Below are 25,800 nucleotides of genomic sequence, written 5' to 3'. Positions count from 1 at the left end.
CCCGGTTGTCCGCTCAGCCCTTGGGCGCGGTTTGGCGCGCCACGCGCGCCAACAGGGTATCGAGCTGGTTGGCGAAGGCCTTGCGGTCCGCCTGACTGAACGAGGGCGGCCCGCCCGTGTCCACGCCGCTGGCGCGCAATTCTTCCATCATGTCCCGTACTGCCAGCCGTTCCCGGATGGTTTCCGGCGAATAGCGCTCGCCGCGCGGATTCAGCGCCATCGCGCCCTTTTCCAGCACCTGCGCGGCCAGCGGGATGTCGCCGGTGATCACCAGGTCGCCCGCGACGGCCCGTTCGACGATGTGATCGTCGGCCACGTCAAAGCCGCGCGGCACCTGCACCGCGCGGATCAGCGGCGACGGCGGCGTATGCAGCGGCTGGTTGGCCACCAGGGTCAGGGGCACCTGCCAGCGCTGCGCGGCGCGGAACAGGATGTCTTTGATGACCCCGGGGCAGGCGTCGGCGTCGACCCAGATATGCATCAGCCCAGAGCCTTTTGCAGGGCTTCGGCCACGAGGTCGTTGGTGGTGACGCCGCGTTCGGCGGCCGCCGCGCGCAGCTGGTCCGCCTGGGCCTGCGACAGCTTCAGGGGAAACGGCACCAGGCCGGCGGCCTGATCCAGTTTGCGCTGCTCGCGGCGGTCGGGTGCCTGCGAGGCCGCGCCGAAGCGGTCGGGCGTGGCGGATTGTTTGAGTTGGCCGGCCAGTTTCAGCGCCTGGTTCTTTTGCAGATCGAATTTATTCATGAAGATTCCTGATTGGGAGCGCCATCATAAGCGCAAGCGCCGTTAGCGGGGTTTGGGGTGCTCCAGCGCGGCCAGACCTTCTTCCGCGCCGTCGTGCAGCGGCACGGTCAGGCCGCGCCGGGCGGTGGCCACGCTGACCTGGGCGCCCTGGGCCGACCCGGCGGCCAGGAGATCCTGTCCCGTCTGGTAGACCGCGCGCACGACCTGCAGGGCCTCGTCGCGGGTCAGGTCCGAGGTGGTCAGCAGCAACGCCGCCATGCCGACGGTGGCGACCGGCTCGGCCTGATTCGGGTAGGTGCCGCCCACGATATCCATGGGCATCAGGGCGCTGTCCTGCGTGGCCAGGGCCTTGATCGCGGCGGGGTCCAGCGGCAGCAGCTTGAGGTGCGCCTGGGTCAGCGCGTCGCGTAGCGGCGCGGCGGGCACGCCGATCACCTGCGCGGCCGCGTCGATCGCGCCCGAGTTCAGCGCGGGCAGCGAGCCGGCAAACGGCGCGGGCACGGCCTCGTAGTCGCGTCCGGCCTGCAGGCCATGGGCTGCCAGCACCGTTTCCAGCGTGGCGCGCACCGCCGAGCCCTCGGCGCCCAGCGCGATCTTCTTGCCCTTCAGGTCGCGCACGCTGCGCAGCTTGGCGTCGTCGCGCACGACGATGTGCACCAGTTCCGGATACAGGCTGCCCAGCGCGCGCAGCCCCGTGAACGGGCCTTGCGCCGCGAACGGGCCGCGGCCCTCGTAGGCCAGCTTGGCCGTGTCGGCCTGGGCCAATCCGACCACGGCGTCGCCGCTGCGCAGCAGGGCGATGTTCTCGGCCCCGCCGCCGGTGATCAGCGGCGTGACCCGGATCTGGCGAGCCTGGCCCACCGCGCCCAGCGCCCGCGCGAAGTTGACGTATTCGCCCCGGTCCGGGCCGCCCGCCAGCGGGTAGCCCTGCTGCATGCGTGCCAGGCGGCCGTTGATGCGGGCGACCGAGCGTTCCAGCTCTTGCTGCACGACGTGCTGCGCGGTGCTGGACGCGCTGTAGGCCACGGAATGCGTGATCTGGTCCAGCGTTTCCAGCAGGCGCTGCGTCACGGGCGGCGGCGCGCCGGTGTCCAGCGACGGGGCCTCGGCGGCCTTGAAGCCGGCCGGGGTTACCAGCGACCAGGTGTCGCCGTCCTTGCGGTAGATGGCGCTGGCGTGGGCCACGATGCGGTCGCCGGCCTGGTTGCCGCTGGACTTCACGCCGCTGATGCTGCGCGGACCGGCGCCCAGCAAGGTCACCAGCGCGGCCGCGCCCGGCTGGTCCCACGCACCCAGCGAGATGTCGCGGGTCACTTCCAGCCGCAGGTCGTAATAGACCACGCGGCGGGTTTCACCGGCCGGCGCGCTGTTGTCGGCAGCCGAGCCCATGCGTTTGATTTCATTGATGCGGAACAGGTCCGCGCCATAGGTGGCGGTCAGGCTGCGTTCGACGTCCGCGCGCAGCGCATCCGTCTCGGGCGCCCGGCCGCAGGCGGCCAACACCAGGCACAGGGCCATCAGCAGGAAGCGTTTCAGCATGCTCACATCCCCCCCACGAACGGCAAGGAGATCAGCGAGGTCAGCACGATCACGTTCAGGATGTCCACCAGGAAGGCGCCGGTCACGGGCACCACGATGAAGGCCTGGGGCGCGGGGCCATGGCGGCGGGTCAGCGCCTGCATGTTGGCGATGGCGGTGGCGGTGGCGCCCAGCGAGAAGCCGCAGAACGCCGCCGACATGATGGCGGCCTCGTAGTCGCGCTTGAGCAGGCGGAACACCACCACGCTCGCGTACAGTGCGCAGAACAGCGTCTGCACTGCGAGGATCAGCGCTAGCGGGCCGGCCAAGCGTGCCACGCTGGACAGGTCCAGCGTCATCATCGTCATGGCCAGGAACAGCGACAGCGTGATGGTGCCGATGATTTCGGTGGCGCGGTCGTCCAATTTCAGGCCCAGGCGTTCGCCGCCGTTGCGGATCAGCACGCCGGTCGCCAGGCACCACAGGAAGTTGGGCAGGCTGACGGGCGCGCCTTCCACCAGCGTCGCCAGGAAGCCGCCCACCACCAGGCAGACGAAGGCCGCGGTCATGGACGTGATGAACGACGCCGGCGTCGACGGCGCCTGCGCTTCGGTCAGGTCGGGCGCGTCGTGGCCGCCTTCGGCCTGCGGATCCAGGCTGCCGCGCAGCTTGTGGCGCCGCATGATCCATTCAGCCACCGGGCCGCCCACCACGCCGCCCAGCACCAGGCCGATCGTCGCGGCGGTCATGGCCAGCGCCATCACGTCCTGGATATTGTTGACGTCGGCAAAGCGGGTGGCGTAGGCCGCGCCCGTGCCATGGCCGCCGACCAGCGTGATGGTGCCGCCGAGCAGGCCCATCAGCGGATGCATGTCCAGCAGCCAGGCCATGCCCAGCCCCACCGCGTTCTGCAGCACCAGAAAGGGAATCAGCGCCAGCAGGAACGCGATCAGCCGCGGGCCGCCCTTGGCCAGCAGCTTCAGGTTGGCCGTCAGGCCGATGCAGCCGAAGAACAGCAGCAGCAGCGTCGGCTTGATGCTGGTTTCCAGCGCCACGGAAACGCCGCCCCAGGTCGACAGCAGATAGGCGCCGATGGCAAACAGCAGGCCGCCCACGATGGGGTCCGGGATGCTGTAGCGGGCAAGCACGCCGATCCGGGTGGTCAGCAAGCGGCCGACGGCGAGCACCAGGCAGCAGGCCAGCAGGGATTGGACAGGGGAAAGCGAAATCATGGAAACCTTTGTGCCCCGTGGGGCGCGGCAAAATTCAGAGCGGAAACGCGCGCGCCATGTAACTGGCGTCCTGGCCGTAGCCTTCGAGCTTGTCGGCCAGGGCCTGGCCGCCGGCCGCGACCGGCGCGTAGCCGTGGCGCAGCCAATACCCCACCGCGGAACCCAGCGATACCAGGCTGGCGCGCCGTAAACCCGACTGCATGGCGCCCTGGGCCGCCGCGCGCAGCAGCGCCTGGCCCACGCCCAGTCCTTGGGCCGTCGGCGCCACGGCGCAATCGTGCAGGAACCAGTGGTCCGCGGCCGGGGGCAGGGCGGTCAGCGGCGCATCCAGCGCCGGCGGCAGGCCCGCGTCCCAGGGATACGACACCAGATAACCCAGCAACGGGTCCGCATCGCGCGGCCCGGCGGCTTGCGCCACCCAGCAATGGGCCGGCGCCAGCGCCAGCCGGTTCAGGAAGAATTCAGCGCTTTCCAGCAGAAAACCGGGGTAGGCCTGGGCCTGCACCTGCAGGATGCGGTCCACGTCGCCGGTCAGCATGGAGCGGACTCGGTATTGCATAACCACCTTGTAAAACAAGAACTTCGCGCATTTTACCGATGTCGGTCGGGTGGGGCGGCCGGCGCTGCTTTACGGCATTTCACATATCGGGGACAGAGATTCACCGGACTTCATACATTTACCGCTCCCGCTTCCTAGAATCAGCATGAATTCATGCCGGTTCGGCAGCTGTGTCATTTCATGAAAATTCGACGAGGGCCTGCGCATACTCCGTCCCATAGCGTCCCGTACTCCAGTTCCAGAGCCTTATGCACATCCAATTCCGGTCCGAGCCCATGGGGCAGCAAGTCCTGACCAAACCGCTTCCCTCGGAAACGGTTTGGCCGACTGCCGCCGCCAACGTGCCCTACGACACCTGCGTCACTTGCGTCATTCCATGCCTGAATGAATGCGAGAACCTGCGCGTGCTGCTGCCCTTGCTGCGCAGCCGCCTGGCGGCGCTGTGCTCGGGCTGGGAAATCATCGTGGCCGACGACGGCAGCACCGATGGCACCGAAGCGCTGATGGCCGAATGGACCCAGTACGACGGCTTTCGCTACGTGCAGCTGTCGCGCAACTTCGGCAAGGAAGCCGCGCTCAGCGCCGGCCTGGAAAGCGCCACCGGCGACGTGGTCATCTGCCTGGATGCCGACATGCAGCATCCGCCCGCGCTGATCGAACAGATGCTGGCCCGCTGGGCCGCCGGCGCCGAGATGGTCTACGCCGTGCGCGAAACCCGCAACGACGAATCCTGGATCAAGCGCACGGGCGCGCGCTGGTTCTACAAACTGCTTAGCGGCGCGCGCGGCGTGGACGTGCCGGCCCATGCCGGTGACTTCCGCCTGATGGACCGCGGCGTGGTGGACGCGCTGAACGCGCTGCCCGAACGCACCCGCTTCATGAAGGGCCTGTACGCCTGGGTCGGTTTCAAGGGCGAAGCGTTGCCCTACACGCCGGACGAGCGCATGCATGGCGACAGCCGTTTTGGCAGCATGCGCCTGGCGCGGCTGGCGCTGGACGGGCTTACCGCCTTCACCACTTGGCCGCTGCGCCTGGTCAGCCTGGTCGGCGTGCTGTTCGCCGTGCTGGCCATGGCCTACGCGACGTACCTGGTGATTGAATACCTGGTGTCCGGCAACGAAGTGTCGGGCTGGACCACGATCGTGACGGCGGTGCTGTTCTTTGCCGGCGTCAACCTGATTTCCCTGGGCGTGGTCGGCGAATACGTCGCCCGCATCTTTGACGAGGTCAAGGGACGCCCGCTGTTCGTGGTGCGTCGCCGCCAAGGACAAGCCTCCCGTATCGACAAGGCAGCACACTGATGACCACCGCGACGCAACGCCCGGCGCGCTCCGAATGGATCCCGCCGGCAGGGTGGTTCCTGCTCGCGATCGGCTTTTGGTTGATCTTCCTGGCTTGGGTGCGGCCGCTGACGCTGCCCGATGAGGGCCGCTACGCCGGCGTCGCCTGGGACATGCTGCGCAGCGGCTCGCATGCCGTGCCGCTGCTGGACGGCATGCCGTATTTCCACAAGCCGCCGCTCTACTACTGGATGACCGAACTGTCGTTCACGGTGTTCGGCGTGCACCCGTGGGCCGCGCGCCTGCCGTCGCTGCTGGCGTCCTGGGCCGCGATCGCCGCGCTCTATGGCTTCGTGCGGCGCTATCGCGACGCCGCCAGCGCCACCATGACCGCGCTGGTCCTGGCGACCGTGCCCTTCTTCTACGGCGGTTCGCAGTTCGCCAACCTGGACATGCTGGTTGCCGGCATGATTACGCTGTGCGTGCTGGCCGCGGCCGATACGGTGCTGCGCGTCGAGCGCGGCCAGGCCTATCGCTGGATGTCGCTGGCCGCCGCCGCGCTGGCGGGCCTGGCGGTGCTGGCCAAGGGCCTGATCGGCCTGGTGCTGCCGGGCGCCATCCTGTTCATCTGGCTGGTCTGGAGCCGCCGCTGGCGTGGCCTGGCCGCCCTGGTGTGGCCGCCCGCACTGTTGGTGTTCGCCATTGTCGCGGTGCCGTGGTTTGCCCTGATGCAGATCCGCTACCCGGGCTTTTACGACTATTTCTTCGTCTATCAGCACTTCCAGCGCTTCGCCGAGGGCGGCTTCAACAACGCCCAGCCGTTCTGGTTCTACCTGCCGGTGGTAGTGGGCCTGTCCCTGCCCTGGTCGTTGTGGGGCGGCGGCATCCTGCGCAAGGCCTTCTGGGCGGAAAGCCCGCAGCGCGACCTGCGCCGCCTGGCGCTGGTCTGGTTCGTGGTGGTGGTGGGCTTTTTCTCGCTACCCAATTCCAAGCTGGTCGGCTATGTGTTGCCGGCGCTGCCGCCGCTGGCCTTCCTGCTGGCCGAGGTCATCATTGCCGCGTTGCGCCAGAAGAACGAGTCGCTGGCGCCGCGCCTGGTGCGCATCTGCGCTGGCGTGGGCGCCGGTATCTGCGTGGTGGCCATCGGTATCGCCGCCCACAGCGCCCGCGGCAGCGCGGGGCCGTTGGCGGCCGTGATCCGGCCGTTGGCGCAGCCTGGCGATACCTATGTGTCGCTGCACACTTATCCGTTCGACCTGGCGTTGTATGCGCAGGCGCCCAAGCCGTCGTGGGTGGTGGATGACTGGCTCAATCCGGACGTGCCGGTGCGCGACAACTGGCGCAAGGAGCTTTACGACGCCGCGAAGTTCGAACCCGAGATCGGCAAACAGGTGTTGATCAGTGCGCAGGAATTCGATGCACGGCTGTGCGCGGCGCCCGACGGGTCCCGCTACTGGGTCTGGGGTACCAATTCAGATGGGAGCAACTACCGCGCGCTGCAAGGTTCGCAGCCGGTGGCGACCAGCGTGAAATACGTGATCTGGCAAGTGGTGTCGGACGCCGCTTTCAAGCAGCGGGTTTGTGGCGGAACGCCCAAAGCCGGCTCGTGATGAAGGTGGCGACCGCCAGCGCAATCAGGATCAGTGCCAACAGGATGTCGTAGCGTACGGCCGTTACCCGCAGCAACCATGCGTAAGCGGATTCATTGATCACGAAGCCAACGGCTGAAATGAAGAAGAAACGGCGGACTGCTATGGTCCAGGGTGTGTGGGAATGTCTGAACGTAAGCCGGTAGTGCCCGCTGAAGGAAACCACGAACGCCACCAGCCAGCCGATCAGGTTGGCCAGGAGCGGCGCGGCGCCCAGGGCTTCCACGCAGGTGACGGCGACTCCCCAATGCGTGGCGGCCGCTGCGCATCCGACGGCGATGAACAGGCTGACTTGTTGAAGCAGGGCGCGCATGTGGGGCGTGTCGAGGAAAAATTGCGGGGTGAGGACATGACCAAACGGATAGTGGTCTGCGGTGATGATTTTGGCATGAATGCCGACATCGATGAAGGCATGATTGCGCTGGTCGCCATGGGCCGGCTGAGCGCCGTCAGTTGCCTGGCCCAAGGCCCGACCCTGGCCGCCAATGCGCCGCGCCTGGCCGTCCTGGACGCCGATATCGGTCTGCATATCAACTTCACCGAGGCGATGGATGCCAGCGACGCCGGCCTGCCGTCTTTGTCCGGGCTGATCCTGCGCGCCTACGCCCGCCGACTGGAGCTCGCCTGGGTCGACCAGCGCCTGGCACGCCAGTTCGACGCCTTCGAAGCCGCGTTCGGCCGCGCGCCCGACTACGTGGATGGGCACCAGCACGTGCACCAGCTGCCCATCATCCGCGAACGCCTGTTGCTGCTGCTCAAGCAACGCTACGGCGCCAGCATGCCGTGGGTGCGCCAGACCGCGCCGGGCATGCTTTGCGGCATTCCGCTGAAAGAATCGATCAAGGCGCGCATCATCGGCGCGCTGGGTGCGGGCGAGTTTGGCCGCCAGGCCCGCCAGGCCGGGTTGCGCAGCAACCGCCGCCTGTTGGGCGTCTACGGTTTCGAAGGCGGCAAGCGGCGCTATGCCGACCTGCTGCAGAACTGGCTGTTCAATGCCCGCGACGGGGACCTGCTGATGTGCCATCCCGCCAAGGACTGCCAGGACGGCAGCGCCATGGCGCGCCAGCGCCAGGCCGAATACGACGTGCTGGCCAGCCCCAAACTGGGTGACTGGCTTGCCGCCAACGGCATGCGCATCGCACGTCTGTCGGCCGTGCCCGCCGGCGCCGAGGCGCGCCCGGGCGTGACCCCGCGGCGCCAGGCGGCAGCCAGCTAGGCGGTAGCGCTAGGCCTGCGTCAGGTTCTGCAGCAGCCAGGCGCCCGCCGGGCCCAGCGGGCGGCGCGTCGACCAGACCGCATCCACCCGGATCTGCCGGGGCCAGCCCGGTACCGCCAGCTCCACCAATTGCCCCCGCCCGAAACGTTGCAGCATCCAGCGCGGCAGCTCGGCCCAGCCGAATCCCAGGTTGGCCATTTCCAGCAGCATCAGATAGCCCGGCGCCGACCACGTCGAATGCGAGGGGGCGGGCGCCTTGTCGTCCAGTTCGTAGGTGCTCAGGCGCAACTCGCGTTCGGTCTTCAGGTGGTCCGCCGTGATGCCGGACAGGGCCGCCAGCGGATGGCCGCGGCCCACGCACAGCACGATCTCCGAGGCTTCGCGCAGCGTGGCGTGCGCCACGTCGGGCGGGTAACTGTCCTGCGCCGCCATCAGGCCGAGGTGGGCACGGCCCTGCTGCACCAGCGCCACCACATCTTCGTATTCCGCGATCAGGCATTCAAAGCGCAGCGCCGGATAGCGCCGGTCGATCTGGCTGAGCATGTTTTCAAAGGTTTCGGACTGAAACGTGTCCGACAGCACCACGGTCAGGCGCGGTTCCAGTCCGGCCGATAACTGGCTGGCGCTGCGGTTCAGGCGGTCGTTGGCCGCCAGCACCTGCAAGGCCTGGCCCAGCAGCACCTGGCCGGCCTCGGTCAGCGCCGGCTGGCGCTGGCTGCGGTCGAACAGCGCCACGTTCAGGTCAACCTCGAGGTTGGCGATGGTTTCGCTGACGGTGGATTGGCTCTTGCCCAGCTTGCGGGCTGCGGCGGAAAAGGTGCCTTCGGCGGCAACCTGGGCGAAGGTGGCCAGGGATTCCAGGGAATGGCGCATGGGAGGGTGGGATTTTTATATCGGATTTTCCGATGGATATTATCTTTATCGTACCGGAAATATCGTCGAAAATCGCGCCGTTACTCAAGCAACCGACCTCAGGTGGGTCATGACGCAAGCCAAGAAAACCCTCAAAGAACGCTTCTTCCACGCGTTCCTGTTCGAAATCCTCGCCATCGGCCTGTGCGCGCCGGTCGCGGCCTGGGCCATGGGCAAATCGCTGTTTGAAATGGGCGTGCTGACGGCCGTGATCGCCTGGATCGCGCTGCTCTGGAACATGATCTACAACGCCGGCTTCGACCGCCTGGAAAACCGCCTGGGCTTCACCCGCAACCTGCGGGTGCGCATCCTGCACGCGTTCGGCTTCGAGCTGGGGCTGATCCTGATCGTGATTCCGCTGGCGGCCTGGTGGCTGAGCATCAGCCTGTGGCAGGCGTTCGTGCTGGACATCGCGCTGGTGCTGTTCTATCTGCCCTACGCGTTCTTCTACAACCTGGGCTACGACCGGGCGCGTCCGCGCGTCATGGCCTGGCTGGCGCGCGGCGCCAAGGACGCGGCCGAGCCGGCCGCGGCCGCCGCCGCTACGCGTCAATGACCTTGCGCGTGAACATCTCCAGGTAGTCCATCAGCGAATCCGCGCCCTTGATGGCCGCGGCTTCGTCACCGGTGGCGATGCCCTCGGCCATGGCCATGTGGCGCCGGGCGCCCTCGGTGATATCGCCTTCGTGCTGGTAGGCGTACCAGAAGCGCCGGCACTGGATGATCAGGGGTTCCACGGCATTCACCGCCGATGCGTTGCGGCAGGCGTTATGGCAGACGTGGTCCAGGGACTGGTCGGCCTGCATGTAGTCGTCCAGGTTGCCGCCGTCGGCGGCGCGGATCATCTGGGCCGCGCATTCCACGATCTGGCTGCGCTGCGCCGGCGTGGCGCGGCGCGCGGCACTGGCAGCGATCAGCTGTTCCAGCGCCCGTCGGGTCTGGATCAGGTCCATGTGGTCGGCCAGCTGGATCATCGATACCCGCAGGCCGCGGCGCGGCTCCTGGCGGATCAGCCCGGCCGCCACCATGCGCAGCAGCGCTTCGCGCAGCGGGGTGCGGCCCAAGCCGGTTTTCTCCACCAGATCCGCTTCCACGACCGCGCTGCCGGGCTGCAATTGCAGCGTGGCGATCATGCTTTCGATCTGGTCGTAGGCGACGTCGGCGGCGCGCCGTTTGGGTTCTGCTCCGGCCATCAATTATTGTTTTCCTTCGTTCTGCGCCACTGCGTGTAGGCCAGCCATTCGCCGACGAACCCGCGCCGGAAGAACGACACGCACAACACGAAAATCAACCCGATGACGATGGTGACGACATCGCCCAGGGTGGCAAGGTAGTTCTGCAGGCTGACCACCAGGGTGGCGCCCACGACGGGGCCCCACACGGTGCCGATGCCGCCCAGCAGCGTCATCAGCAGCACCTCGGTGGACGTGGCCAGCGACACATCGTTCAGGGCCACCAGTTGCAGCACCAGCGCCTTGAGCGAACCGGCCAGACCGGCGACCGAGGCGGACAGCACGAATGCCAGCAGCTTGCACCGATCCGTATCGTACCCTAGCGAAATCGCACGCGGCGCGTTGTCGCGCAGGGTCTTGAGCACCTGTCCGAAGGGAGAGTGGATCACCCGGTACACGAACAGGAATCCCAGCACGAAGACCCCCAGCGTGAAGTAATACATATGGGTGTCCGAGCTCAGGTCGACCAGGCCCAGGAACTTGCCTCGGGGGATGCCCTGCATGCCGTCTTCGCCGCGCGTCCAGCGGACCTGCACCGCCATGAAGTACGCCACCTGCGACAGCGCCAGCGTGATCATCGCGAAATAGATGCCGGTGCGGCGGATGGCCAGCCAGCCGATCGCATAGCCGATGGCGGCGGCCATGGCCACGCCGCACAGCATCGCGATTTCAGGCGGCAAGCCGGCCGCGCCGTACAGGATCATCATTTCGCCGGCGGCATACCCCGCCCAGCCAAAGAACGCGGCGTGGCCGAACGACACCAGGCCGGTGAAGCCGGTCAGCAGGTTGAAGGCCAGCGCGAACAGCGCAAAGCACAGCACCTTCATGACGAACACCGGATAGACAATCTGCGGAAAGAACGGCACCAGCAGGGCCGGCACCAGCAGCAACGCCAGGATGCGGATCGAAAGGGGGAGGCGCGACACTTATTTCTCCTTGCCGAACAGGCCCGCGGGGCGCATCAGCAGCACCACCGCCATCACGATGAACACGACCACGGTGGAGGCTTCCGGGTAGAACACTTTGGCCAGGCCTTCCAGCAGGCCCAGCGCCAGCCCGGTGACGATGGCGCCCATGATCGATCCCAGGCCACCGATCACCACCACCGCGAACACGATGTTGAGCAGGTTCGAGCCCATCAGCGGATTGATCTGCATTACCGGCGCCGCCAGCACGCCCGCCACCCCCGCCAACGCTACGCCGAAGCCGTAGGTCAGGGTGATCATCACCGGCACGTTCACGCCAAACGCCTGCAGCAACTTGGCGTTTTCGGTGCCGGCCCGCAGCATGGCGCCCAGGCGGGTGCGCTCGAACAGGTACCAGGTCGCGATGCACAGCGTCAGCGAGGCCACCACCACGAATGCCCGATACGCCGGCAGGAACATGAAGCCCAGGTCGAAGCCGCCCTGCAGGATCTCGGGCGGTTCATAGCCCACCCCCGAGATGCCGTAGAAATAGCGGAAGCCGCCTTCCATCATCAGCGCGATGCCGAAGGTCAGCAGCAGGCCATACAAATGGTCCAGGTGGTAGAGCCGCTTGAGCAGCGTCTTCTCGATCACCACGCCAACGGCGCCCACGACCAGCGGCGCCAGCACCAGGGCGGCCCAGAAATTGATCTGGACGCCCGGGCCCAGCAACTGCGGCAGCTGGGTGAAGCCGATCCACGCCAGGAACGCCGCCATCATGAACTGGGCGCCATGCGTGAAGTTGACGATGTTGAGCAGGCCGAAAATGATGGCCAGCCCCATGCTGAGAATGGCGTAGAAGCAGCCGTTGATCAGCCCCACCAGCAATTGGGCCAGCAGGGCGGGTAGCGAGATGTCGAACATGGCGGCCGGCTTAGGACTTGTTCAACGGGCAGGCGGCCTGCGGCTTGGGAAACACTTCGTCGCCCTTCAGGACCGACTTCACGTGGTAGTAGTCCCACGGCGCCTTGGACTCGGCGGGCGCCTTGACCTGCAACAGCAGCATGTCATGCACCAGCGCGCCGTCCGCACGCAGCTTGCCGTTGCGGATCACGGCGTCGTTGATGGTCATCTCGCGCAGCTTGGCCATGACGGCCGGTGCATCGTCGGTGCCGGCCGCCTCGATCGCCTTCAGGTACGACAGCGTGGCCGAATACACGCCGGCCTGCGACGCGGTCGGCATCTTCTTGGCCTTGTCGAAGAACTTGCGGGCCCAGGCGCGCGAGGCGTCATCGAAGTCCCAGTAGAACGCTTCGGTCAGGTACATGCCCTGAGCCTTGGGCAGGCCCATGCTGTGCACGTCCGAGATATAGGTCAGCAGCGGCGCCACGATCTGCTTCTTGGTGATGCCGAATTCGTTGGCCTGCTTGACCGCGTTGACGGTGTCGTTGCCGGCGTTGGCCAACGCGATCACGTCGGCCTTGGACGCCTGCGCCTTCAGCAGGAACGACGAGAAGTCGTTGCCGGGGAAGGGATGGCGCGACACGCCCACCACGGCGCCGCCGTTTTCCTGGATTACCTCGGTGGCGTCCTTTTCCAGCGAGTGGCCGAAGGTGTAGTCGGCGGTGATGAAGTACCAGGTCTTCTTGCCTTCCTTGACCAGCGCGCGTGCCGTGCCGGCCGCCAGCGCGTAGGTGTTGGTGGTCCATTGCGCGTTCAGCGGCGAGCATTTCTCGCCCAGGATCGCGGTGGACAGGCCGGCCGACGGCATCGTGACGCGGTTCTTCTGCTTGGCGATCTCCATCACGGCCAGCGCGGTCGAAGCGGTGGGGAAGTCGGTGATCATGTCGACCTTGCCCTGGTCGAACCATTCGCGCGCCAGGTTGGCGGCGACGTCGGGCTTGTTCTGGTGGTCCGCCGCCACCACTTCCACTGGCTTGCCCAGCACCTGGTTGCCCATTTCCTCGGCCGCCATGCGGGCCGCAATCACGGAGCCGTTGCCGGCCAGGTCGGAATAGACGCCCGACAGGTCGGTCAGCACGCCGATCTTGACGATGCCGTCGCTGATGCCGGCCTGCGCGTGGGCGGCGCCCGCCAGGCCAAGGGTGCACAGCGCTGCTGCGATTCGATTCAATTTCATCTGACTACGCTCCGGATAGGAATGGGACTGCGGTCGGAACAACGATGGAAAACTGCGTGGGCCTTCAGATGCCGAGCAGGGCGTTCAGCCGGTCTTGCGAGTGCTGGACTTCGGCCCGGTCGATCACGGCGGCCACCTGGCCATGCTCGATGACGTAGTGGCGGTCGGCCAGGTGCTGGGCGAAGCGGAAGTTCTGCTCGACCAGCACGGTGGTGTAGCCACGTTCTTTCAATTGTCGGATCACCCGGCCCAGCGCCTGCACGATCACAGGGGCCAGGCCTTCGGTGATTTCATCGAGCAGCAGCAAGCGGGCGCCGGTGCGCAAGATGCGCGCCATCGCCAGCATCTGCTGCTCGCCGCCCGACAGCCGCGTGCCGGGGCTGTGGGCGCGTTCCTTCAGGTTGGGGAACATCGCGTAGATCTCGTCCAACGACATGCCGCCGGGCCCCACCGAGGGCAGCAGCATCAGGTTTTCCTCGGCGCTCAGCGAGGCATAGATGCCGCGCTCTTCGGGGCAATAACCGATGCCCTTGCGCGCGATCTTGTGCGGCGGCAGGGCGATGGTTTCCTGTCCCATGACCTTGATGGAGCCGCTGCGGCGGCCCACCAGTCCCAGCACCGATTTCAGGGTCGAACTGCGACCGGCGCCGTTGCGACCCAGCAGCGTGACGCATTCGCCGGCCTGCACGTCCAGGTCGATGCCGTGCAGGATGTGCGATTCGCCATACCATGCATGCAGGTCGCGGATCTCCAGCATGGCCTGGGGCGCGCCAGCGCCGTTCGCACGGGTCTCATTCATCTTCCGCTCCCATGTACGCCTCGCGCACCGCCGGATTGGCCGATACCTCGGCATACGGCCCTTCGGCCAGGATCTCGCCGCGTTGCAGTACCGTGATGGCGTCGCAGATATCGGCCACCACTTTCATGTTGTGTTCCACCATCAGGATGCTGCGCCCGGCCGAGACCTGCTTGATCAGGTGCTTGACGCGGTCCACGTCCTCGTGGCCCATGCCTTGCGTGGGCTCGTCCAGCAACAGCAGCTCGGGTTCCAGCGCCAGCGTGGTGGCGATCTCCAGCGTGCGCTTGCGGCCATAGGGCAGGTCGCCCGCGGCCACGTCCAGCTGCGCGCGCAGGCCGACCTGGTCCAGCAGTTCCTCCACGCGCTGATGCAGGCGCTCCAGCGTGCTTTCCGAGCGCCAGAAGCAGTAGTCCACGCCCAGCTTGCGCTGCAGCGCCACGCGCACGTTCTCGCGTACCGACAGCTGCGGGAACACCGCGGAGATCTGGAACGAGCGCACAATGCCGCGGCGCGCGGTCTGCGCGGGGCGCTCGGCGGTGATGTCCACGCCGTCATAGACGATCTGGCCGCGGGTCGGAATATGGAACTTGGTGAGCAGGTTGAAGACCGTGGTCTTGCCCGCGCCGTTGGGCCCGATCAGCGCATGGATCGCCCCGCGCCTGACGCTTAGGTTGACGTCGTTGACCGCCACGAAGCCGCGGAATTCCTTGGTAAGGCCCCGGGTCTGAAGGATGATGTCGCTTTGCATGGTGTCCAAGTGGCTGCGGCAAGGCGGCGCGGCGCGGCCTGCGCCGCGCGCATCGCGCCGGTCCTGCTTTGCGGGGCTGGGTCGCTTACTTCGACTGGTATTGGCGCGGCCGCTTGGCCAGTTGCGCCTCGATGATGGCGGCGCAACGTTCGCGTTCGGCGCCCACCAGCGGCAGGCGCGGGCGGCGTACGTGTTCGTTGCCCACCCCGGCCAGCGTTTCGGCCAGCTTGATGTTCTGCACCAGCTTGGTCGACACGTCCAGGTGCAGCAGCGGCGTGAACCACTGGTACAGCGCCAGCGCTTCCTGCCACTTGCCCGCCTTCATCAGGTCGTACAGCGCCACGGTTTCCCGCGGGAACGCCGTCACCAGGCCCGCCAGCAGGCCATCGGCGCCCAGCGCCAGGGCTTCGAACGACAGGTCGTCCACGCCGATGAACAACTGGTAGCGGTCGCCCAGCGCGTTGCGCAGGTCGGTCACGCGACGGATGTCGTCGCTGCTTTCCTTAATGGCCACCAGCCACTTGCAGTCGGCCAGCTCGGCCATGTGCTCGGGCTTCAGGTCCACCCGGTAGGCCACCGGGTTGTTGTAGATCATGCAGGGCTTGGCGGCGGCTTCGGCCATCGTGCGGATGCTTTGCATCGCTTCGCGCGAATCGGCCACGTAGATCAGCGACGGCATCAGCATGAAGCCGTCCACGCCCAGCGCCACCGCTTCCTTGATGAAGCGCAGGGCCTCGCGGGTGCTGGTCTCGGACACGTTGGCCAGCACGGGGATGCGGCCGGCGCTGACTTCCACGGCGCAGCGCGTCACGGCCAGCTTTTCCTCCAGCGTCAGCGTGCTGGCTTCGCCCAGCGATCCGCAGGTGACAAGGCCATGCACGCCGTTGTCGATCAGGAAGCCGAAATGCTTGCGCATCGCTTCGAAGTCGAGGGTTTCGTCGGCATGGAACTTACTGGTTACGGCAGGAAAGACGCCCTGCCAACGCACGTTACTCAACTTGGTTCTCCTCGGAAGGCCGGCGCCGCGATGGGGGAGCGGCGGGCAGGAGAAAGTCTAATATTCATTAAATATATTTAGAAGATATTTTGATATGGGAGTTTCCCCAGAGCGGGTTTTCCCGGGACGGTGCGTGGCGCGAGGGGGCAGTGGGCCAACGGCCAGGCCGAGGCGGCAAGCGGGACAGCCGGCGCGCGCCGGCCGGCTTGCAGGCGGGGTCAGCCCGCCTTGCGTTTATAGGCGCGGCTGGCGTCCTGCATGAAGGTCTTCACGGCGGCGTCGTATTGCGCGCCGCTGCGGAAGGCGCCGGAGTGGGTGGCGCCTTCGATCTTGACCAGGCGCTTGAGGTCCGGCGACACATTGCGGGCGGCGGCGTAGAGCTCGTCGCTCATCGTGTGCGGCACCACGCGGTCGGCGGTGCCGTGCATGAACAGCATGGGCGTATGCATGCCGGCCAGCTTGTCGACCGAGTCGAACGGCTGCGTGACCAGAAGGCCGGCGCCCGGTACACGGCCCCATTTCATGGTCGCCAGCATGGCGCCGATGCTGGTGAAGCTGGACTCGACGATCAGGCCGGCGAAGTCCGGCTGTTCCGGCCGCGCCGCCAGATCGATGGCGATGGCGCCGCCCAGGCTGTGCCCGTAAACAAAGCGGCGCGACGCATCGGGCTGCAGCCGCGCCAGTTCCTTCAGCCCGGCCATGGCGTCTTCCAGCGCGCTGGCTTCGGAGGGCAGGCGCGGGGTCGACGCGCCAAAGCCGCGGTAGTCGATCGCCAGCACCGAGTAGCCCATACGGGTCCAGCCGTCGATGCGGAAGGCGCTGCCGTTCAGGTTCCAGCGGGCGCCGTGCAGGTACAGCACGGTGGGCGCGCCGGCCTTGGGGCTTTCCCAGTACCAGGCGCGCACTTTGTCGCCATTGGCCAGCGCCAGGTCGTAGACCTGCGTGCCCGCGGCGGGCTCGCGCCACCATGTCTGCGGTTCGGATTGGGGCGAGAAAATGGTCTGCCGTTGCCAGGAATCCAGTTGCGAGCAGCCGACCACGCCGGCGGCGGTCAGGAGGGCGGCGCCGAACAGACGGCGGAAAGTGAATCGGGGCAGGGCGGGCATGACAAATATGACTCAGGCGGACGGGCGTGGTTCCGCGGGCAGCATACAACGCGGTCCGGCGGCCGATCGCATCAAGCCGTATCCGGATGCATCTCGCGGGCCAGCGCCAGCCAGGCCTGCGCCGGCTGCGACAGATAGCCGCCGCGGCGCCACACCAGGCCCATTTCCCAGTCCGTGCCGGCATCGCGCAGCGGCACTTGCGACACGCCCGCGCAGCGTTCCTCGTCCGCCTTGATGCGCGGCAGGAAGGCCACGCCCAGGCCCGCCGTCACCAGCGCCACGATGAAATCGATCTGGCCGCTGCGGGCGGCCACCGCGGGCGCGAAGCCGGCCCGCAGGCAGGCGTCCTGGATGATGCGGTTCAGCGCAAAGCCGCTTTCGAATAGGATGAAGGGCGAGTCGCGCAGCTCGGCCAGTCCGACGGACGTGGCCTGCGAGCACGGGTGGTCGGCGGGCAGCAGCGCGATCAGCGGTTCGCGCGCCACGGGCTGCCAGTCGAAATTGGCGGAATCTGGTCGCAGCGAGGCGGCCAGTTCGATGTCGCCGGCCATCACCATTTCTTCCAGGCGATGGCCGCCGTGTTCCAGCAGGCTGATTTCGATGCGCGGATAGCGGCTGCGAAAACGCGCGAACATCGGCGCGAACAGCGCGTTGCTGCCCAGCGGCGGCAGCCCCAGGCGCAGTGTGCCGCGCGTCAGACCGCGCAGCTCGTCCAGTTCGGCGTACAGATCGTCGCGTTCGGCCAACATCTTCACCGCCCGCCGGTAGACGATTTCGCCGGCCTCGGTCAGCCGCGGCGGCTGGGCCTGGCGATCCAGCAGCGGCATGCCAATCTCGTCCTCCAGCTGGCGCACCGCCTTGCTGACCGTGGGCTGGGTGGCGAAAACGGTCTTGGCTGCCTGCGAAAAGCCGCCCTGGCGGACGACCTCCACCAGGGCGCGCAAGGGACGCAGATCCATGATTATTCCAATATCGAATGGGATGAATTCAACAAATTCATTTTATCTATGGTGCGGCCAGGCGTAAAACGTTTCCATCCGCCGGAATTTCCCCATGTCACGCCCGCTCCTGCTCGTTCGTCACCCCGTGTTCCCCGCTCGCCATGCCGTCATGGTGCGCAGCCTGCTGCGCCGCAGCCGCGTCCTGCAGATCGCGCTGCTGATCCTGTTTTCGCTGCTAGGCCAGGCGCTGGCCAACGCCGCCAGCCTGCCGGTGCCAGGAGGCGTCATCGGCATGGTCTTGGTATTGGCGCTGCTGGCCGCCGGCCTGCTGCGGGTGCGCAACGTGCACCGCGGCGCCAACTGGCTGCTCGGCGAGATGCTGCTGTTCTTCGTGCCGGCGGTGATGTCGCTGCTGGACCATCGCGAATTCCTGGGCGTGCTCGGCCTGAAGCTGCTGGCGGTGATCCTGCTGGGCACCGCGCTGGTCATGATCGGCACGGCCTTGACGATCGAGCTGTGCTATCGCTGGATGAACCGCCATGCGCGCTGAATTCAATCTGCTGTTCTGGCCGCTGGCGACTGTGCTGGCCTATCTCTGCGCGCGCCTGTTCTACCGCCGCTACGCCTACTGGTGGACGTCCACGCTGGTGGTGGCGCCCGCCCTGCTGCTGGTGCTGGCGCTGTTGCTGCACACCGGCTACCGCGACTACATGTCGGGCTCGCACTGGCTGATGATGATGCTGGGGCCGGTCATCGTCGCGTTCGCGCTGCCGCTGTATGAGCAGCGCGCGCTGATCCGGCGCTATTGGCCCGTGCTGGTCGCGGGCGTGGCGGTGGGCAGCGCTATCGCCGGCGCCAGCGCCTGGTTGCTGGGCAGCTTGCTGGACCTGCCGCCGGACTTGCGCCTGAGCTTGCTGCCGCGCTCGGTGGCCACGCCGTTCGCCATCGCGGTGTCCTCGCACGTCGGCGGCGTGCCGGACCTCACCGCGGTGTTCGTGATCGTCACCGGTGTATTCGGCGCGGCGATCGGCCAGCTGATGCGGCACTGGTTGCCGCTGCGTTCGGCCTTGGCGCGCGGCGCGCTGTTCGGCATGGGCGCGCACGGCGCCGGCACGGCCAAGGCCCGCGAGCTGGCTGCCGAAGAAGGCGCCGTGGCGGGCCTGGTAATGGTGATGGCGGGGCTGTTCAACGTGCTGGTCACGCCCGCCGTGGTGGCGGGCCTGCTGGCGTAGCGCCGCCGCCAGATGCCGGACTTTGACTCGGCCTGAGCCGTCCGGCGTGTGGATCAGTGCAGCGCTTCCAGCACCACCGGATACAGCGACGCTACCAGCAGCAGCGCCATGCCGATGTTGAACGCGCGGATCGCCCAGGGCTTGTGCAGCACGCGGCGCAGCGCGGTGCCGAAGGTGACCCAGATGCCGATGCTGGGCAGGTTGACGATGCCGCAGACCACCGTGGCGATAACCAGGTTGGCGAAGAACCCGGCTTGCGGCGTATAGGTGGCCACCACGCCCACCGCCATTACCCAGGCCTTCGGATTGACCCACTGGAATGCCGCGGCCTGCAGGAAGGTCAACGGCTTGGCGCGGGCCTCGCCTTCTTCCATGCCGCCGGAATTGGCGATCTTCCAGGCCAGGTACAGCAGGTAGGCTGCGCCCACGTACTTCAGCACCGTGTACAGCACGGGCACCTGCTGGAACACCGAGCCCAGGCCCACGCCCACCAGGAAAATCATCAAGGTAAAGCCCAGGTTCACGCCCAGCAGGTGCGGCATGCTGCGGCGGAAGCCGAAATTCAGGCCGGACGAGGCCAGCATCACGTTGTTTGGCCCGGGCGTAATGGAACTGACCAGGGCGAACAGCGCCAGGGGTCCCAGCAGAGACAGCGAAGCGAGCGGCACATCGGCCAGACTGGCGGGGAACAGCGTCATTTCTTGACTCCAACAATCGCGCGGCGGCCGCCGGCGATGACTACGATAACGGCGGCGGCGAACAGGAACGTGGCCAGGTCCACCGATTCACCAAAAAACAGGGCCGCGGCCAGCACCGTCAGGAACGGCTGCAGCAGCTGGATCTGGCCGACGCGGGCGATGCCGCCCGCGGCCAGGCCGCGATACCAGGCGAAAAAGCCCACGAACATCGAACCGAACGCCAGGTAGGCGCAGGCCAGGACGACATCGGCGCTGGGCCAGCCGGCCTGCTGCGACGCCAGCCAGCCTACCGGCGCGGCGATGAACGGCGCGCTGATGACCAGCGCCCAGCAGATGGTGCGCCAGCCGCCCAGGGTGCGCGAGGCGCGGGCGCCTTCGGCATAGCCCAGGCCGCCCAGAACCACGGCCAGCAGCAGCCAGAAATCGCCGACGGCCAGCGTGCCGTGGCCCTGGCGCAAAGCGAAGGTGCAGACTAGCGCCGCGCCCACCATGGCCCACAGCCAGAACGAGCGCGATGGGCGCTCGCCGCTGCGCCAGGCCGCGAACGCCGCGGTCGACAGTGGCAGCAGGCCGTTGAACACCGCGCCGTGCGAGGACGATACGCTTTGCATGGCCAGCGTCGATGCCAGCGGCCAGCCGACCACGATGCCCACGGCGGCCAGGATCACCCCCGGCCATTCGTGGCGGTCGGGCCGGCGGCTGCGGGTGAGCCACAGCAGGATCAGCGCCGGTACGGCGGCTAGCAGGGCGCGGCCCAGCCCGATCAGCAGGGGCGGCAGTTCCGCCACCGCCAGGCGGGTCATCGGCAGGGTCAGTGAGAAGATCAGCACGCCCAGGAAACCGTAGCCGTAGCCCTCCCAGGGAGGGGCCGCAGACGCGGCGGGAGCAGTCTGGGGCGACGGGTACAGCACGGAGCGGTTCATGCGGGAGATCCACGAAAAATGGGTGCCCATGGCCGGCACTTGCGGGCTTGGGGCATTGCTGTCACTCTACGCATAGTCATCGGTACAGTACCGGTACACTTTGGCATATCACTCTAACCACTGGCCTGGTGAAATCCCCATGACAGTTGCTTCGCCTTCCATGCCCTGGCAGCCCGTGCGCCAGGCCGACGCCACCCTCGTGGCGCAATTGGCCGACGGCCTGGCTCGCCGTATCGACGAGCAGGGCCTGCGTCCTGGTACCCGCCTGCCGTCCATCCGCAAGATGGCCGAGCAGTCCGGCGTCAGCCGCTTCACGGTAGTGGAAGCCTACGACCGGCTGGTGGCGCGCGGCCTGGTGCAGTCGCGCCGCGGCGCCGGCTTTTTCGTGCGCGCGCGCAGCGGCCCGCTGGCCGCCGTCGCCGCGCCCGCGGCGCACTCGTTCACGCCGCCCGCGCGGGTCGACATCGCCTGGCTGCTGCGCAGCATGTTCCGCGAGAACGGCGGCCCCGGCATGCCCGGCGGCGCCGGCCTGCTGCCCGCGGAATGGCTGGACCCGGACATGGTGGCTGGCGCCGTGCGCGCCGTGGGCCGCTCGGTGCGCGGCCAGCTCGTGTCCTACGGACATCCCCAGGGCTTTGCGCCGCTGCGCCAGCAGATCGCCGCCTCGCTGCAAAGCGAGGGCGTGCCGGCCCACCCCGAACGCAACCTGTTGACCACCAACGGCGTCACCCATGGCCTGGACCTGATCACCCGCCTGCTGGTCCAGCCCGGCGATACCGTCCTGGTCGAGGACCCGGCCTGGTTCGTCATCTTCGGCCGGCTGGCCGCCTTCGGGGCCCGCCTGATCGGCGTGCCGCGAGGCCCCGACGGTCCCGATATCGCGCTGCTCGAACAACTGGCGGCGCAGCACAAGCCCAAGCTGTTCATCGTCAACAGCGCCGTGCACAACCCGACCGGGCATACCCTGTCGGCCGGTGTCGCCTACGACATCCTGCGAATCGCCGAACGCCACGATTTCATGGTGGTGGAAGACGACACCTACGGTGACCTGCATCCGGGCGGCGCCATGAAGCTGGCCGTGCTGGACCGGCTCAACCGCGTGATCCTGGTCAGCGGGTATTCCAAAATGCTGGCCGCCAGCCTGCGGGTGGGCTATGTGGCGGCCAATCCGGACATCCTGCAAAAGCTCGCCGACCTGAAAATGCTGGCGGGGCTGACCTCGCCCGAGTTGGGCGAACGGGTGGTGCACCGGGTGCTGACCGAAGGCCAGTACCGGCGCCACATCGAACGCGTGCGCCTGCGGGTGGACGAGGCCCGCCAGCGCTGCGTCAAAGGGCTGCTCAAGCTGGGGCTGACCATTCCGCACGAGCCCCACGCCGGCATGTTCGTCTGGGCCGATTGCGGCCGCGACAGCGAGGTGCTGGCCCGCGCCGCCGCCGACCGCGGCATGCTCCTGGCGCCGGGCACGCTGTTCTCGCCGTCGCAGGCGCCATCCACGATGCTGCGCTTTTCCGTGTCCATGGCGGACGACCGCGGCGTCTGGAATGTGCTGGAAAAACTGTTCGCCTGAAACGGCCCCTACAATCAATAATACGCAGCTATCTCTATCAAGGAATCGCCATGTCCGCACCGATCAAGCCCCTCACCGAGAATTTCGCCGTCGCCCCGCAACTGGGGCCTGACGACATGGCCGACGTGGCCGCCGCCGGCTACAAGAGCGTCATCATCAACCGCCCCGATTTCGAAGGCGGCCCCGACCAGCCGACCGCCGCCGACGTTTCCAAGGCCGCTGCCGCCGCCGGCCTGAAGATCGAATACCAGCCCGTGGTGGGCAGCGCCATGACCGCCGCGGACGTGGTCCGTTTCGCCGAACTGTTGCGCACGCTGCCGGGCCCCGTGCTGGCGTATTGCCGCACCGGCACCCGTTGCACCAATCTGTTCGCCGCCGCCCAGCAGCTGGGTTGATGCGCATCAAGCGCCCCAGGTTCGCTTGATGTGAACCTGGCGGGTTTCCGGTAGCATGGAGCTTCCTCTCAAACAGGAGCAGGCAAGATGTTCAAGAAGATCCTGATTCCCACCGACGGCTCGCCGCTGTCGGCCCAAGCCGCCAACGCCGGCATTTCGTTTGCGCGTTCCGTGGGCGCCGAGGTCGTTGCGCTCTACGTGACGCAGCCTTTCGCCGCCACCATCGGTTTTGACGGCATGGCCGCGGCCTACGCCATCACCGACGAAGACTACGAAAAAGCCTCCGCCGAGCAGGCCGACAAGTACCTCAAGCAGATCACCGACCGTGCCGATACCGGCGGCGTGAAGGCCGAGGCACGCGCCGTGTCCAACTTCAACGTGGCCGACGGCATCGTGCAGGCCGCCGCCGACGCCGGCTGCGACCTGATCTTCATCGGCAGCCACGGCCGCAGCGGACTGTCGCGCCTGCTGCTGGGCAGTGTCACGGCCAAGGTGCTGTCGCTGGCCAGCACCGCCGTGCTGGTGTACCGCGTCAAGGAAGACAAGAAGTAAACGCCACCGGCGTCAGGCGGCTGTCAGGCCGTCCGGCGCCGCTGCCGGACGTGCAGGCCTTGCCTGGCCGTTGCCCGTGCTGGCGAATGCGCAAGCCCCTCATTGCCGAGGGGCTTTTTTATTTCCGGCCAGCCTGTGGCGCCTGCCCCTATGCCGCATATGGCTAAAGCTTGTAAACGCGCCGGCGGCGCGTAATATTTATGGATAAGTGCGGGCGCGATTTCGCAATATCCCGAGCACACCTCTCACGCGGCATGGCGCCCGCCGCGGCAGCGTCCGGTCGGACCCTGCCGCCCCATTCCTGGTGATTACTGCAAGGAACGAGGCCATGACTCGCAAGACGCCTATCGAGCTATACCGGAATATCGGCATCAGCGCCCACATCGACGCCGGCAAGACGACGACCACCGAGCGCATCCTCTTCTATACCGGTATCACCCACAAGATCGGCGAAGTGCACAATGGCGCCGCCGTGATGGACTGGATGGAGCAGGAACAGGAACGCGGCATCACCATTACGTCCGCCGCCACCACGGCCTTCTGGAAAGGCATGGCCGGCAACTACCCCGAACATCGCATCAACATCATCGACACGCCGGGCCACGTCGACTTCACCATCGAGGTCGAGCGCTCCATGCGCGTGCTGGACGGCGCCGTCATGGTCTATGACGCGGTGGGCGGCGTGCAGCCGCAATCCGAAACCGTCTGGCGGCAGGCCAACAAATACCGCGTGCCGCGGCTGGCGTTCGTCAACAAGATGGATCGCGTCGGCGCCGATTTCCTGCGGGTGCAGCGCCAGATCACCGAACGCCTGAAGGGTGACGCCGTGCCGGTGCAATTGCCCGTGGGCGCCGAGGACGGCTTCGAAGGCGTCATCGACCTGGTCAAAATGAAGGCCATCATCTGGGACGACGCCAGCCAGGGCGTGCGTTTCGAATACCGCGATATTCCGCCCGCGTTGCAGGCACAGGCGCAGGAATGGCATGACAAGATGGTGGAAAAGGCCGCCGAGGCCAATGAAACGCTGCTTGAAAAGTACCTGGGCGGCGAAGCCCTGACCGAGGCCGAGATCAAGCAGGGCCTGCGCCAGCGCACGGTCGCCAATGAAATCGTGCCGATGCTCTGTGGCAGCGCCTTCAAGAACAAGGGCGTGCAGGCCATGCTGGACGCCGTCATCGATTACTTGCCGTCGCCGCTGGACGTGCCCGCCATCAAGGGCCACGACGAGCGCGACCATGAAATCGAACGCCATCCCAACGATAAGGATCCGTTCTCGGCGCTGGCCTTCAAGATCATGACCGACCCGTTCGTCGGCCAGCTGGTCTTTTTCCGCGTCTATTCGGGCGTGGTGAAGTCCGGCGACTCGGTCTTCAACCCGGTCAAGGAAAAGAAGGAGCGGCTGGGCCGCATCCTGCAGATGCACGCCAACGAGCGGCGTGAAATCACCGAGGTCTACGCAGGCGACATCGCCGCCGCCGTGGGCCTGAAGGACGTCACCACCGGCGACACGCTGACCGATCCGGGGCATGTCATCGTGCTGGAACGCATGGTCTTCCCCGAGCCCGTCATCTCGCAGGCCGTCGAGCCCAAGACCAAGGCCGACCAGGAAAAAATGGGCATCGCCCTGGGCCGGCTGGCACAGGAAGATCCTTCGTTCCGCGTGCGTACCGACGAAGAGTCCGGCCAGACCATCATTTCGGGCATGGGCGAGCTGCACCTGGAAATCCTGGTCGATCGCATGAAGCGCGAATTCGGCGTCGAGGCCACGGTGGGCAAGCCGCAGGTGGCCTACCGCGAAACCATCCGCAAGACCTGCGACGAAGTCGAAGGCAAGTTCGTCAAGCAGTCGGGCGGCCGCGGCCAATATGGCCACGTGGTGCTCAAGCTGGAACCCCAGGAACCCGGCAAGGGCTACGAATTCGTCGACGCTATCAAGGGGGGCGTGGTACCGCGCGAATTCATCCCGGCGGTGGACAAGGGCATCCGCGAAACGCTCAACACGGGCGTGCTGGCGGGGTATCCGGTGGTGGACATCAAGGTCACGCTGTTCTTCGGCTCCTACCACGACGTCGATTCCAACGAAAACGCCTTCAAGATGGCGGGTTCGATGGCGTTCAAGGAAGGCATGCGCCGGGCCGATCCGGTGCTGCTCGAGCCGATGATGCAGGTTGAAGTCGAAACCCCCGAGGACTTCACCGGCAACGTCATGGGCGACCTGTCGTCGCGCCGCGGCATGGTGCAGGGCATGGAAGATATCGCCGGGGGCGGCGGCAAGGTCGTGCGCGCCGAAGTGCCGCTGGCCGAGATGTTCGGCTACTCCACGTCGCTGCGTTCACTGACCCAGGGACGCGCCACCTACACGATGGAGTTCAAGCACTACGCCGAAGCGCCTCGCAATGTGGCGCAGGAAGTCATTGCCGCCCAGGGCCCCGGCCGCTGATCGGCGACAGGC

General features: G+C 66.9%; 28 protein-coding genes. 10 read left to right on the top strand and 18 right to left on the bottom strand.

Translation table 11 applies throughout. The annotated features are described in order from the left end of the window. Positions 1 to 13: 13 nt before the first annotated feature. From A9974_RS07730 to A9974_RS07710, 5 genes are read right to left on the bottom strand one after another with little or no spacing between them, the layout of a single operon-like run. Positions 14 to 481 carry a YaiI/YqxD family protein gene (locus A9974_RS07730; protein WP_183003512.1) on the bottom strand — a complete coding sequence of 156 codons (468 nt, stop codon included), beginning with the start codon at positions 479 to 481 and terminating at the stop codon, positions 14 to 16. Next, positions 481 to 744: a hypothetical protein gene (locus A9974_RS07725; RefSeq protein WP_183003511.1), complete on the bottom strand. Its 264-nt coding sequence runs from the start codon at positions 742 to 744 to the stop codon at positions 481 to 483. Before A9974_RS07725 ends, A9974_RS07730 begins: the two co-directional genes overlap by 1 nt. Before the next feature lie 42 nt (positions 745 to 786). After that, positions 787 to 2,289 carry a TAXI family TRAP transporter solute-binding subunit gene (locus A9974_RS07720; protein ID WP_183003510.1) on the bottom strand — a complete coding sequence of 501 codons (1,503 nt, stop codon included), beginning with the start codon at positions 2,287 to 2,289 and terminating at the stop codon, positions 787 to 789. Then, positions 2,286 to 3,494 (bottom strand): sodium/glutamate symporter, encoded by a 1,209-nt coding sequence (gene gltS, locus A9974_RS07715; RefSeq protein WP_183003509.1) that lies wholly within the window; start codon positions 3,492 to 3,494, stop codon positions 2,286 to 2,288. The genes A9974_RS07720 and gltS overlap by 4 nt, the downstream gene beginning before the upstream one ends. Positions 3,495 to 3,528: 34 nt before the next feature. Further along, positions 3,529 to 4,032 carry a GNAT family N-acetyltransferase gene (locus A9974_RS07710; protein WP_183003508.1) on the bottom strand — a complete coding sequence of 168 codons (504 nt, stop codon included), beginning with the start codon at positions 4,030 to 4,032 and terminating at the stop codon, positions 3,529 to 3,531. Between the two features lie 269 nt (positions 4,033 to 4,301). Here A9974_RS07710 and A9974_RS07705 point away from each other — a divergent pair, with 269 nt between their 5' ends. Together A9974_RS07705 and A9974_RS07700 are read left to right on the top strand one after the other, a co-directional pair. Then, a complete protein-coding gene (locus A9974_RS07705; protein ID WP_183003507.1) occupies positions 4,302 to 5,354 on the top strand; it encodes a glycosyltransferase family 2 protein in 1,053 nt (350 codons plus the stop codon). Next, positions 5,354 to 6,943, top strand: a complete 1,590-nt coding sequence (locus A9974_RS07700) for a glycosyltransferase family 39 protein (protein WP_183003506.1) — start codon at positions 5,354 to 5,356, stop codon at positions 6,941 to 6,943. The genes A9974_RS07705 and A9974_RS07700 overlap by 1 nt, the downstream gene beginning before the upstream one ends. On the opposite strand, the gene A9974_RS07695 is transcribed toward A9974_RS07700, so the two are convergent. After that, positions 6,900 to 7,295 carry a GtrA family protein gene (locus A9974_RS07695; protein WP_183003505.1) on the bottom strand — a complete coding sequence of 132 codons (396 nt, stop codon included), beginning with the start codon at positions 7,293 to 7,295 and terminating at the stop codon, positions 6,900 to 6,902. The genes A9974_RS07700 and A9974_RS07695 overlap by 44 nt on opposite strands. A gap of 36 nt (positions 7,296 to 7,331) precedes the next feature. Here A9974_RS07695 and A9974_RS07690 point away from each other — a divergent pair, with 36 nt between their 5' ends. After that, a complete protein-coding gene (locus tag A9974_RS07690; protein ID WP_183003504.1) occupies positions 7,332 to 8,198 on the top strand; it encodes a ChbG/HpnK family deacetylase in 867 nt (288 codons plus the stop codon). Positions 8,199 to 8,207: 9 nt separating this feature from the next. On the opposite strand, the gene A9974_RS07685 is transcribed toward A9974_RS07690, so the two are convergent. Next, positions 8,208 to 9,071, bottom strand: a complete 864-nt coding sequence (locus A9974_RS07685) for a LysR family transcriptional regulator (protein ID WP_183003503.1) — start codon at positions 9,069 to 9,071, stop codon at positions 8,208 to 8,210. A gap of 109 nt (positions 9,072 to 9,180) precedes the next feature. Between A9974_RS07685 and A9974_RS07680 the strand changes: the two genes are divergently transcribed. After that, positions 9,181 to 9,666, top strand: a complete 486-nt coding sequence (locus A9974_RS07680) for a multidrug/biocide efflux PACE transporter (RefSeq protein WP_183003502.1) — start codon at positions 9,181 to 9,183, stop codon at positions 9,664 to 9,666. Here A9974_RS07680 and A9974_RS07675 read toward each other — a convergent pair. From A9974_RS07675 to A9974_RS07635, 9 genes are all read right to left on the bottom strand, one after another. Continuing rightward, on the bottom strand, positions 9,653 to 10,303 hold the full coding sequence (locus A9974_RS07675) for a GntR family transcriptional regulator (protein WP_183003501.1): 651 nt from the start codon (positions 10,301 to 10,303) through the stop codon (positions 9,653 to 9,655). The two genes, A9974_RS07680 and A9974_RS07675, sit on opposite strands and share 14 nt — an antisense overlap. Beyond that, positions 10,303 to 11,268: a branched-chain amino acid ABC transporter permease gene (locus tag A9974_RS07670; protein ID WP_183003500.1), complete on the bottom strand. Its 966-nt coding sequence runs from the start codon at positions 11,266 to 11,268 to the stop codon at positions 10,303 to 10,305. Before A9974_RS07670 ends, A9974_RS07675 begins: the two co-directional genes overlap by 1 nt. Next, positions 11,269 to 12,171 carry a branched-chain amino acid ABC transporter permease gene (locus A9974_RS07665; protein WP_183003499.1) on the bottom strand — a complete coding sequence of 301 codons (903 nt, stop codon included), beginning with the start codon at positions 12,169 to 12,171 and terminating at the stop codon, positions 11,269 to 11,271. Between the two features lie 10 nt (positions 12,172 to 12,181). Further along, a complete protein-coding gene (locus A9974_RS07660; protein WP_183003498.1) occupies positions 12,182 to 13,387 on the bottom strand; it encodes an ABC transporter substrate-binding protein in 1,206 nt (401 codons plus the stop codon). Between the two features lie 64 nt (positions 13,388 to 13,451). After that, positions 13,452 to 14,186 (bottom strand): ABC transporter ATP-binding protein, encoded by a 735-nt coding sequence (locus tag A9974_RS07655; protein WP_255468069.1) that lies wholly within the window; start codon positions 14,184 to 14,186, stop codon positions 13,452 to 13,454. Then, positions 14,179 to 14,934, bottom strand: a complete 756-nt coding sequence (locus A9974_RS07650; RefSeq protein WP_183003497.1) for an ABC transporter ATP-binding protein — start codon at positions 14,932 to 14,934, stop codon at positions 14,179 to 14,181. The genes A9974_RS07655 and A9974_RS07650 overlap by 8 nt, the downstream gene beginning before the upstream one ends. Positions 14,935 to 15,019: 85 nt before the next feature. Next, positions 15,020 to 15,931, bottom strand: a complete 912-nt coding sequence (locus tag A9974_RS07645; RefSeq protein ID WP_183003496.1) for a dihydrodipicolinate synthase family protein — start codon at positions 15,929 to 15,931, stop codon at positions 15,020 to 15,022. 218 nt (positions 15,932 to 16,149) lie between these two features. Then, positions 16,150 to 17,037 carry an alpha/beta hydrolase gene (locus A9974_RS07640; RefSeq protein WP_183003495.1) on the bottom strand — a complete coding sequence of 296 codons (888 nt, stop codon included), beginning with the start codon at positions 17,035 to 17,037 and terminating at the stop codon, positions 16,150 to 16,152. 71 nt (positions 17,038 to 17,108) lie between these two features. Beyond that, positions 17,109 to 17,996 carry a LysR family transcriptional regulator gene (locus tag A9974_RS07635; RefSeq protein ID WP_183003494.1) on the bottom strand — a complete coding sequence of 296 codons (888 nt, stop codon included), beginning with the start codon at positions 17,994 to 17,996 and terminating at the stop codon, positions 17,109 to 17,111. A 94-nt stretch (positions 17,997 to 18,090) separates the two neighbouring features. On the opposite strand from A9974_RS07635, the gene A9974_RS07630 reads away from it, so the two are divergent. Together A9974_RS07630 and A9974_RS07625 are read left to right on the top strand one after the other, a co-directional pair. Continuing rightward, the gene (locus tag A9974_RS07630) at positions 18,091 to 18,528 is read left to right on the top strand and encodes a CidA/LrgA family protein (protein ID WP_255468068.1); all 438 of its coding nucleotides are present in this window, start codon (positions 18,091 to 18,093) and stop codon (positions 18,526 to 18,528) included. Continuing rightward, a complete protein-coding gene (locus A9974_RS07625) occupies positions 18,518 to 19,210 on the top strand; it encodes an LrgB family protein (protein WP_183003493.1) in 693 nt (230 codons plus the stop codon). Before A9974_RS07630 ends, A9974_RS07625 begins: the two co-directional genes overlap by 11 nt. A gap of 53 nt (positions 19,211 to 19,263) precedes the next feature. On the opposite strand, the gene A9974_RS07620 is transcribed toward A9974_RS07625, so the two are convergent. Both A9974_RS07620 and A9974_RS07615 read right to left on the bottom strand, forming a co-directional pair. After that, entirely contained in the window at positions 19,264 to 19,908 is a 645-nt protein-coding gene (locus A9974_RS07620) for a LysE family translocator (RefSeq protein WP_183003492.1), read from the bottom strand. Continuing rightward, positions 19,905 to 20,831: a DMT family transporter gene (locus tag A9974_RS07615; RefSeq protein ID WP_183003491.1), complete on the bottom strand. Its 927-nt coding sequence runs from the start codon at positions 20,829 to 20,831 to the stop codon at positions 19,905 to 19,907. The genes A9974_RS07620 and A9974_RS07615 overlap by 4 nt, the downstream gene beginning before the upstream one ends. Before the next feature lie 175 nt (positions 20,832 to 21,006). Between A9974_RS07615 and A9974_RS07610 the strand changes: the two genes are divergently transcribed. From A9974_RS07610 to fusA, 4 genes are all read left to right on the top strand, one after another. After that, complete coding sequence (locus tag A9974_RS07610) at positions 21,007 to 22,401, top strand: PLP-dependent aminotransferase family protein (protein ID WP_183003653.1); 1,395 nt, start codon at positions 21,007 to 21,009, stop codon at positions 22,399 to 22,401. A gap of 50 nt (positions 22,402 to 22,451) precedes the next feature. After that, the gene (locus tag A9974_RS07605; protein WP_025137488.1) at positions 22,452 to 22,796 is read left to right on the top strand and encodes a TIGR01244 family sulfur transferase; all 345 of its coding nucleotides are present in this window, start codon (positions 22,452 to 22,454) and stop codon (positions 22,794 to 22,796) included. 87 nt (positions 22,797 to 22,883) lie between these two features. After that, positions 22,884 to 23,348: a universal stress protein gene (locus A9974_RS07600; protein WP_183003490.1), complete on the top strand. Its 465-nt coding sequence runs from the start codon at positions 22,884 to 22,886 to the stop codon at positions 23,346 to 23,348. A 328-nt stretch (positions 23,349 to 23,676) separates the two neighbouring features. After that, the gene (gene fusA, locus A9974_RS07595; protein ID WP_183003489.1) at positions 23,677 to 25,788 is read left to right on the top strand and encodes an elongation factor G; all 2,112 of its coding nucleotides are present in this window, start codon (positions 23,677 to 23,679) and stop codon (positions 25,786 to 25,788) included. Positions 25,789 to 25,800: the final 12 nt, after the last annotated feature.

The organism is Achromobacter sp. UMC71, assembly GCF_014170305.1.
In the GTDB taxonomy this organism is placed as follows: domain Bacteria; phylum Pseudomonadota; class Gammaproteobacteria; order Burkholderiales; family Burkholderiaceae_B; genus Achromobacter.
This window is presented reverse-complemented; position numbering and strand designations above follow the sequence as displayed.

Coding starts and splice junctions, on each gene's coding strand:
- A9974_RS07730 (WP_183003512.1), bottom strand. CDS start 481: ATGCATATCTGGGTCGACGCCGACGCCTGCCCCGGGGTCATCAAAGAC.
- A9974_RS07725 (WP_183003511.1), bottom strand. CDS start 744: ATGAATAAATTCGATCTGCAAAAGAACCAGGCGCTGAAACTGGCCGGC.
- gltS (WP_183003509.1), bottom strand. CDS start 3,494: ATGATTTCGCTTTCCCCTGTCCAATCCCTGCTGGCCTGCTGCCTGGTG.
- A9974_RS07710 (WP_183003508.1), bottom strand. CDS start 4,032: ATGCTGACCGGCGACGTGGACCGCATCCTGCAGGTGCAGGCCCAGGCC.
- A9974_RS07705 (WP_183003507.1), top strand. CDS start 4,302: ATGCACATCCAATTCCGGTCCGAGCCCATGGGGCAGCAAGTCCTGACC.
- A9974_RS07700 (WP_183003506.1), top strand. CDS start 5,354: ATGACCACCGCGACGCAACGCCCGGCGCGCTCCGAATGGATCCCGCCG.
- A9974_RS07695 (WP_183003505.1), bottom strand. CDS start 7,295: ATGCGCGCCCTGCTTCAACAAGTCAGCCTGTTCATCGCCGTCGGATGC.
- A9974_RS07690 (WP_183003504.1), top strand. CDS start 7,332: ATGACCAAACGGATAGTGGTCTGCGGTGATGATTTTGGCATGAATGCC.
- A9974_RS07685 (WP_183003503.1), bottom strand. CDS start 9,071: ATGCGCCATTCCCTGGAATCCCTGGCCACCTTCGCCCAGGTTGCCGCC.
- A9974_RS07680 (WP_183003502.1), top strand. CDS start 9,181: ATGACGCAAGCCAAGAAAACCCTCAAAGAACGCTTCTTCCACGCGTTC.
- A9974_RS07675 (WP_183003501.1), bottom strand. CDS start 10,303: ATGGCCGGAGCAGAACCCAAACGGCGCGCCGCCGACGTCGCCTACGAC.
- A9974_RS07665 (WP_183003499.1), bottom strand. CDS start 12,171: ATGTTCGACATCTCGCTACCCGCCCTGCTGGCCCAATTGCTGGTGGGG.
- A9974_RS07660 (WP_183003498.1), bottom strand. CDS start 13,387: ATGAAATTGAATCGAATCGCAGCAGCGCTGTGCACCCTTGGCCTGGCG.
- A9974_RS07655 (WP_255468069.1), bottom strand. CDS start 14,186: ATGAATGAGACCCGTGCGAACGGCGCTGGCGCGCCCCAGGCCATGCTG.
- A9974_RS07650 (WP_183003497.1), bottom strand. CDS start 14,934: ATGCAAAGCGACATCATCCTTCAGACCCGGGGCCTTACCAAGGAATTC.
- A9974_RS07640 (WP_183003495.1), bottom strand. CDS start 17,037: ATGCCCGCCCTGCCCCGATTCACTTTCCGCCGTCTGTTCGGCGCCGCC.
- A9974_RS07635 (WP_183003494.1), bottom strand. CDS start 17,996: ATGGATCTGCGTCCCTTGCGCGCCCTGGTGGAGGTCGTCCGCCAGGGC.
- A9974_RS07630 (WP_255468068.1), top strand. CDS start 18,091: ATGTCACGCCCGCTCCTGCTCGTTCGTCACCCCGTGTTCCCCGCTCGC.
- A9974_RS07625 (WP_183003493.1), top strand. CDS start 18,518: ATGCGCGCTGAATTCAATCTGCTGTTCTGGCCGCTGGCGACTGTGCTG.
- A9974_RS07620 (WP_183003492.1), bottom strand. CDS start 19,908: ATGACGCTGTTCCCCGCCAGTCTGGCCGATGTGCCGCTCGCTTCGCTG.
- A9974_RS07615 (WP_183003491.1), bottom strand. CDS start 20,831: ATGAACCGCTCCGTGCTGTACCCGTCGCCCCAGACTGCTCCCGCCGCG.
- A9974_RS07605 (WP_025137488.1), top strand. CDS start 22,452: ATGTCCGCACCGATCAAGCCCCTCACCGAGAATTTCGCCGTCGCCCCG.
- A9974_RS07600 (WP_183003490.1), top strand. CDS start 22,884: ATGTTCAAGAAGATCCTGATTCCCACCGACGGCTCGCCGCTGTCGGCC.
- fusA (WP_183003489.1), top strand. CDS start 23,677: ATGACTCGCAAGACGCCTATCGAGCTATACCGGAATATCGGCATCAGC.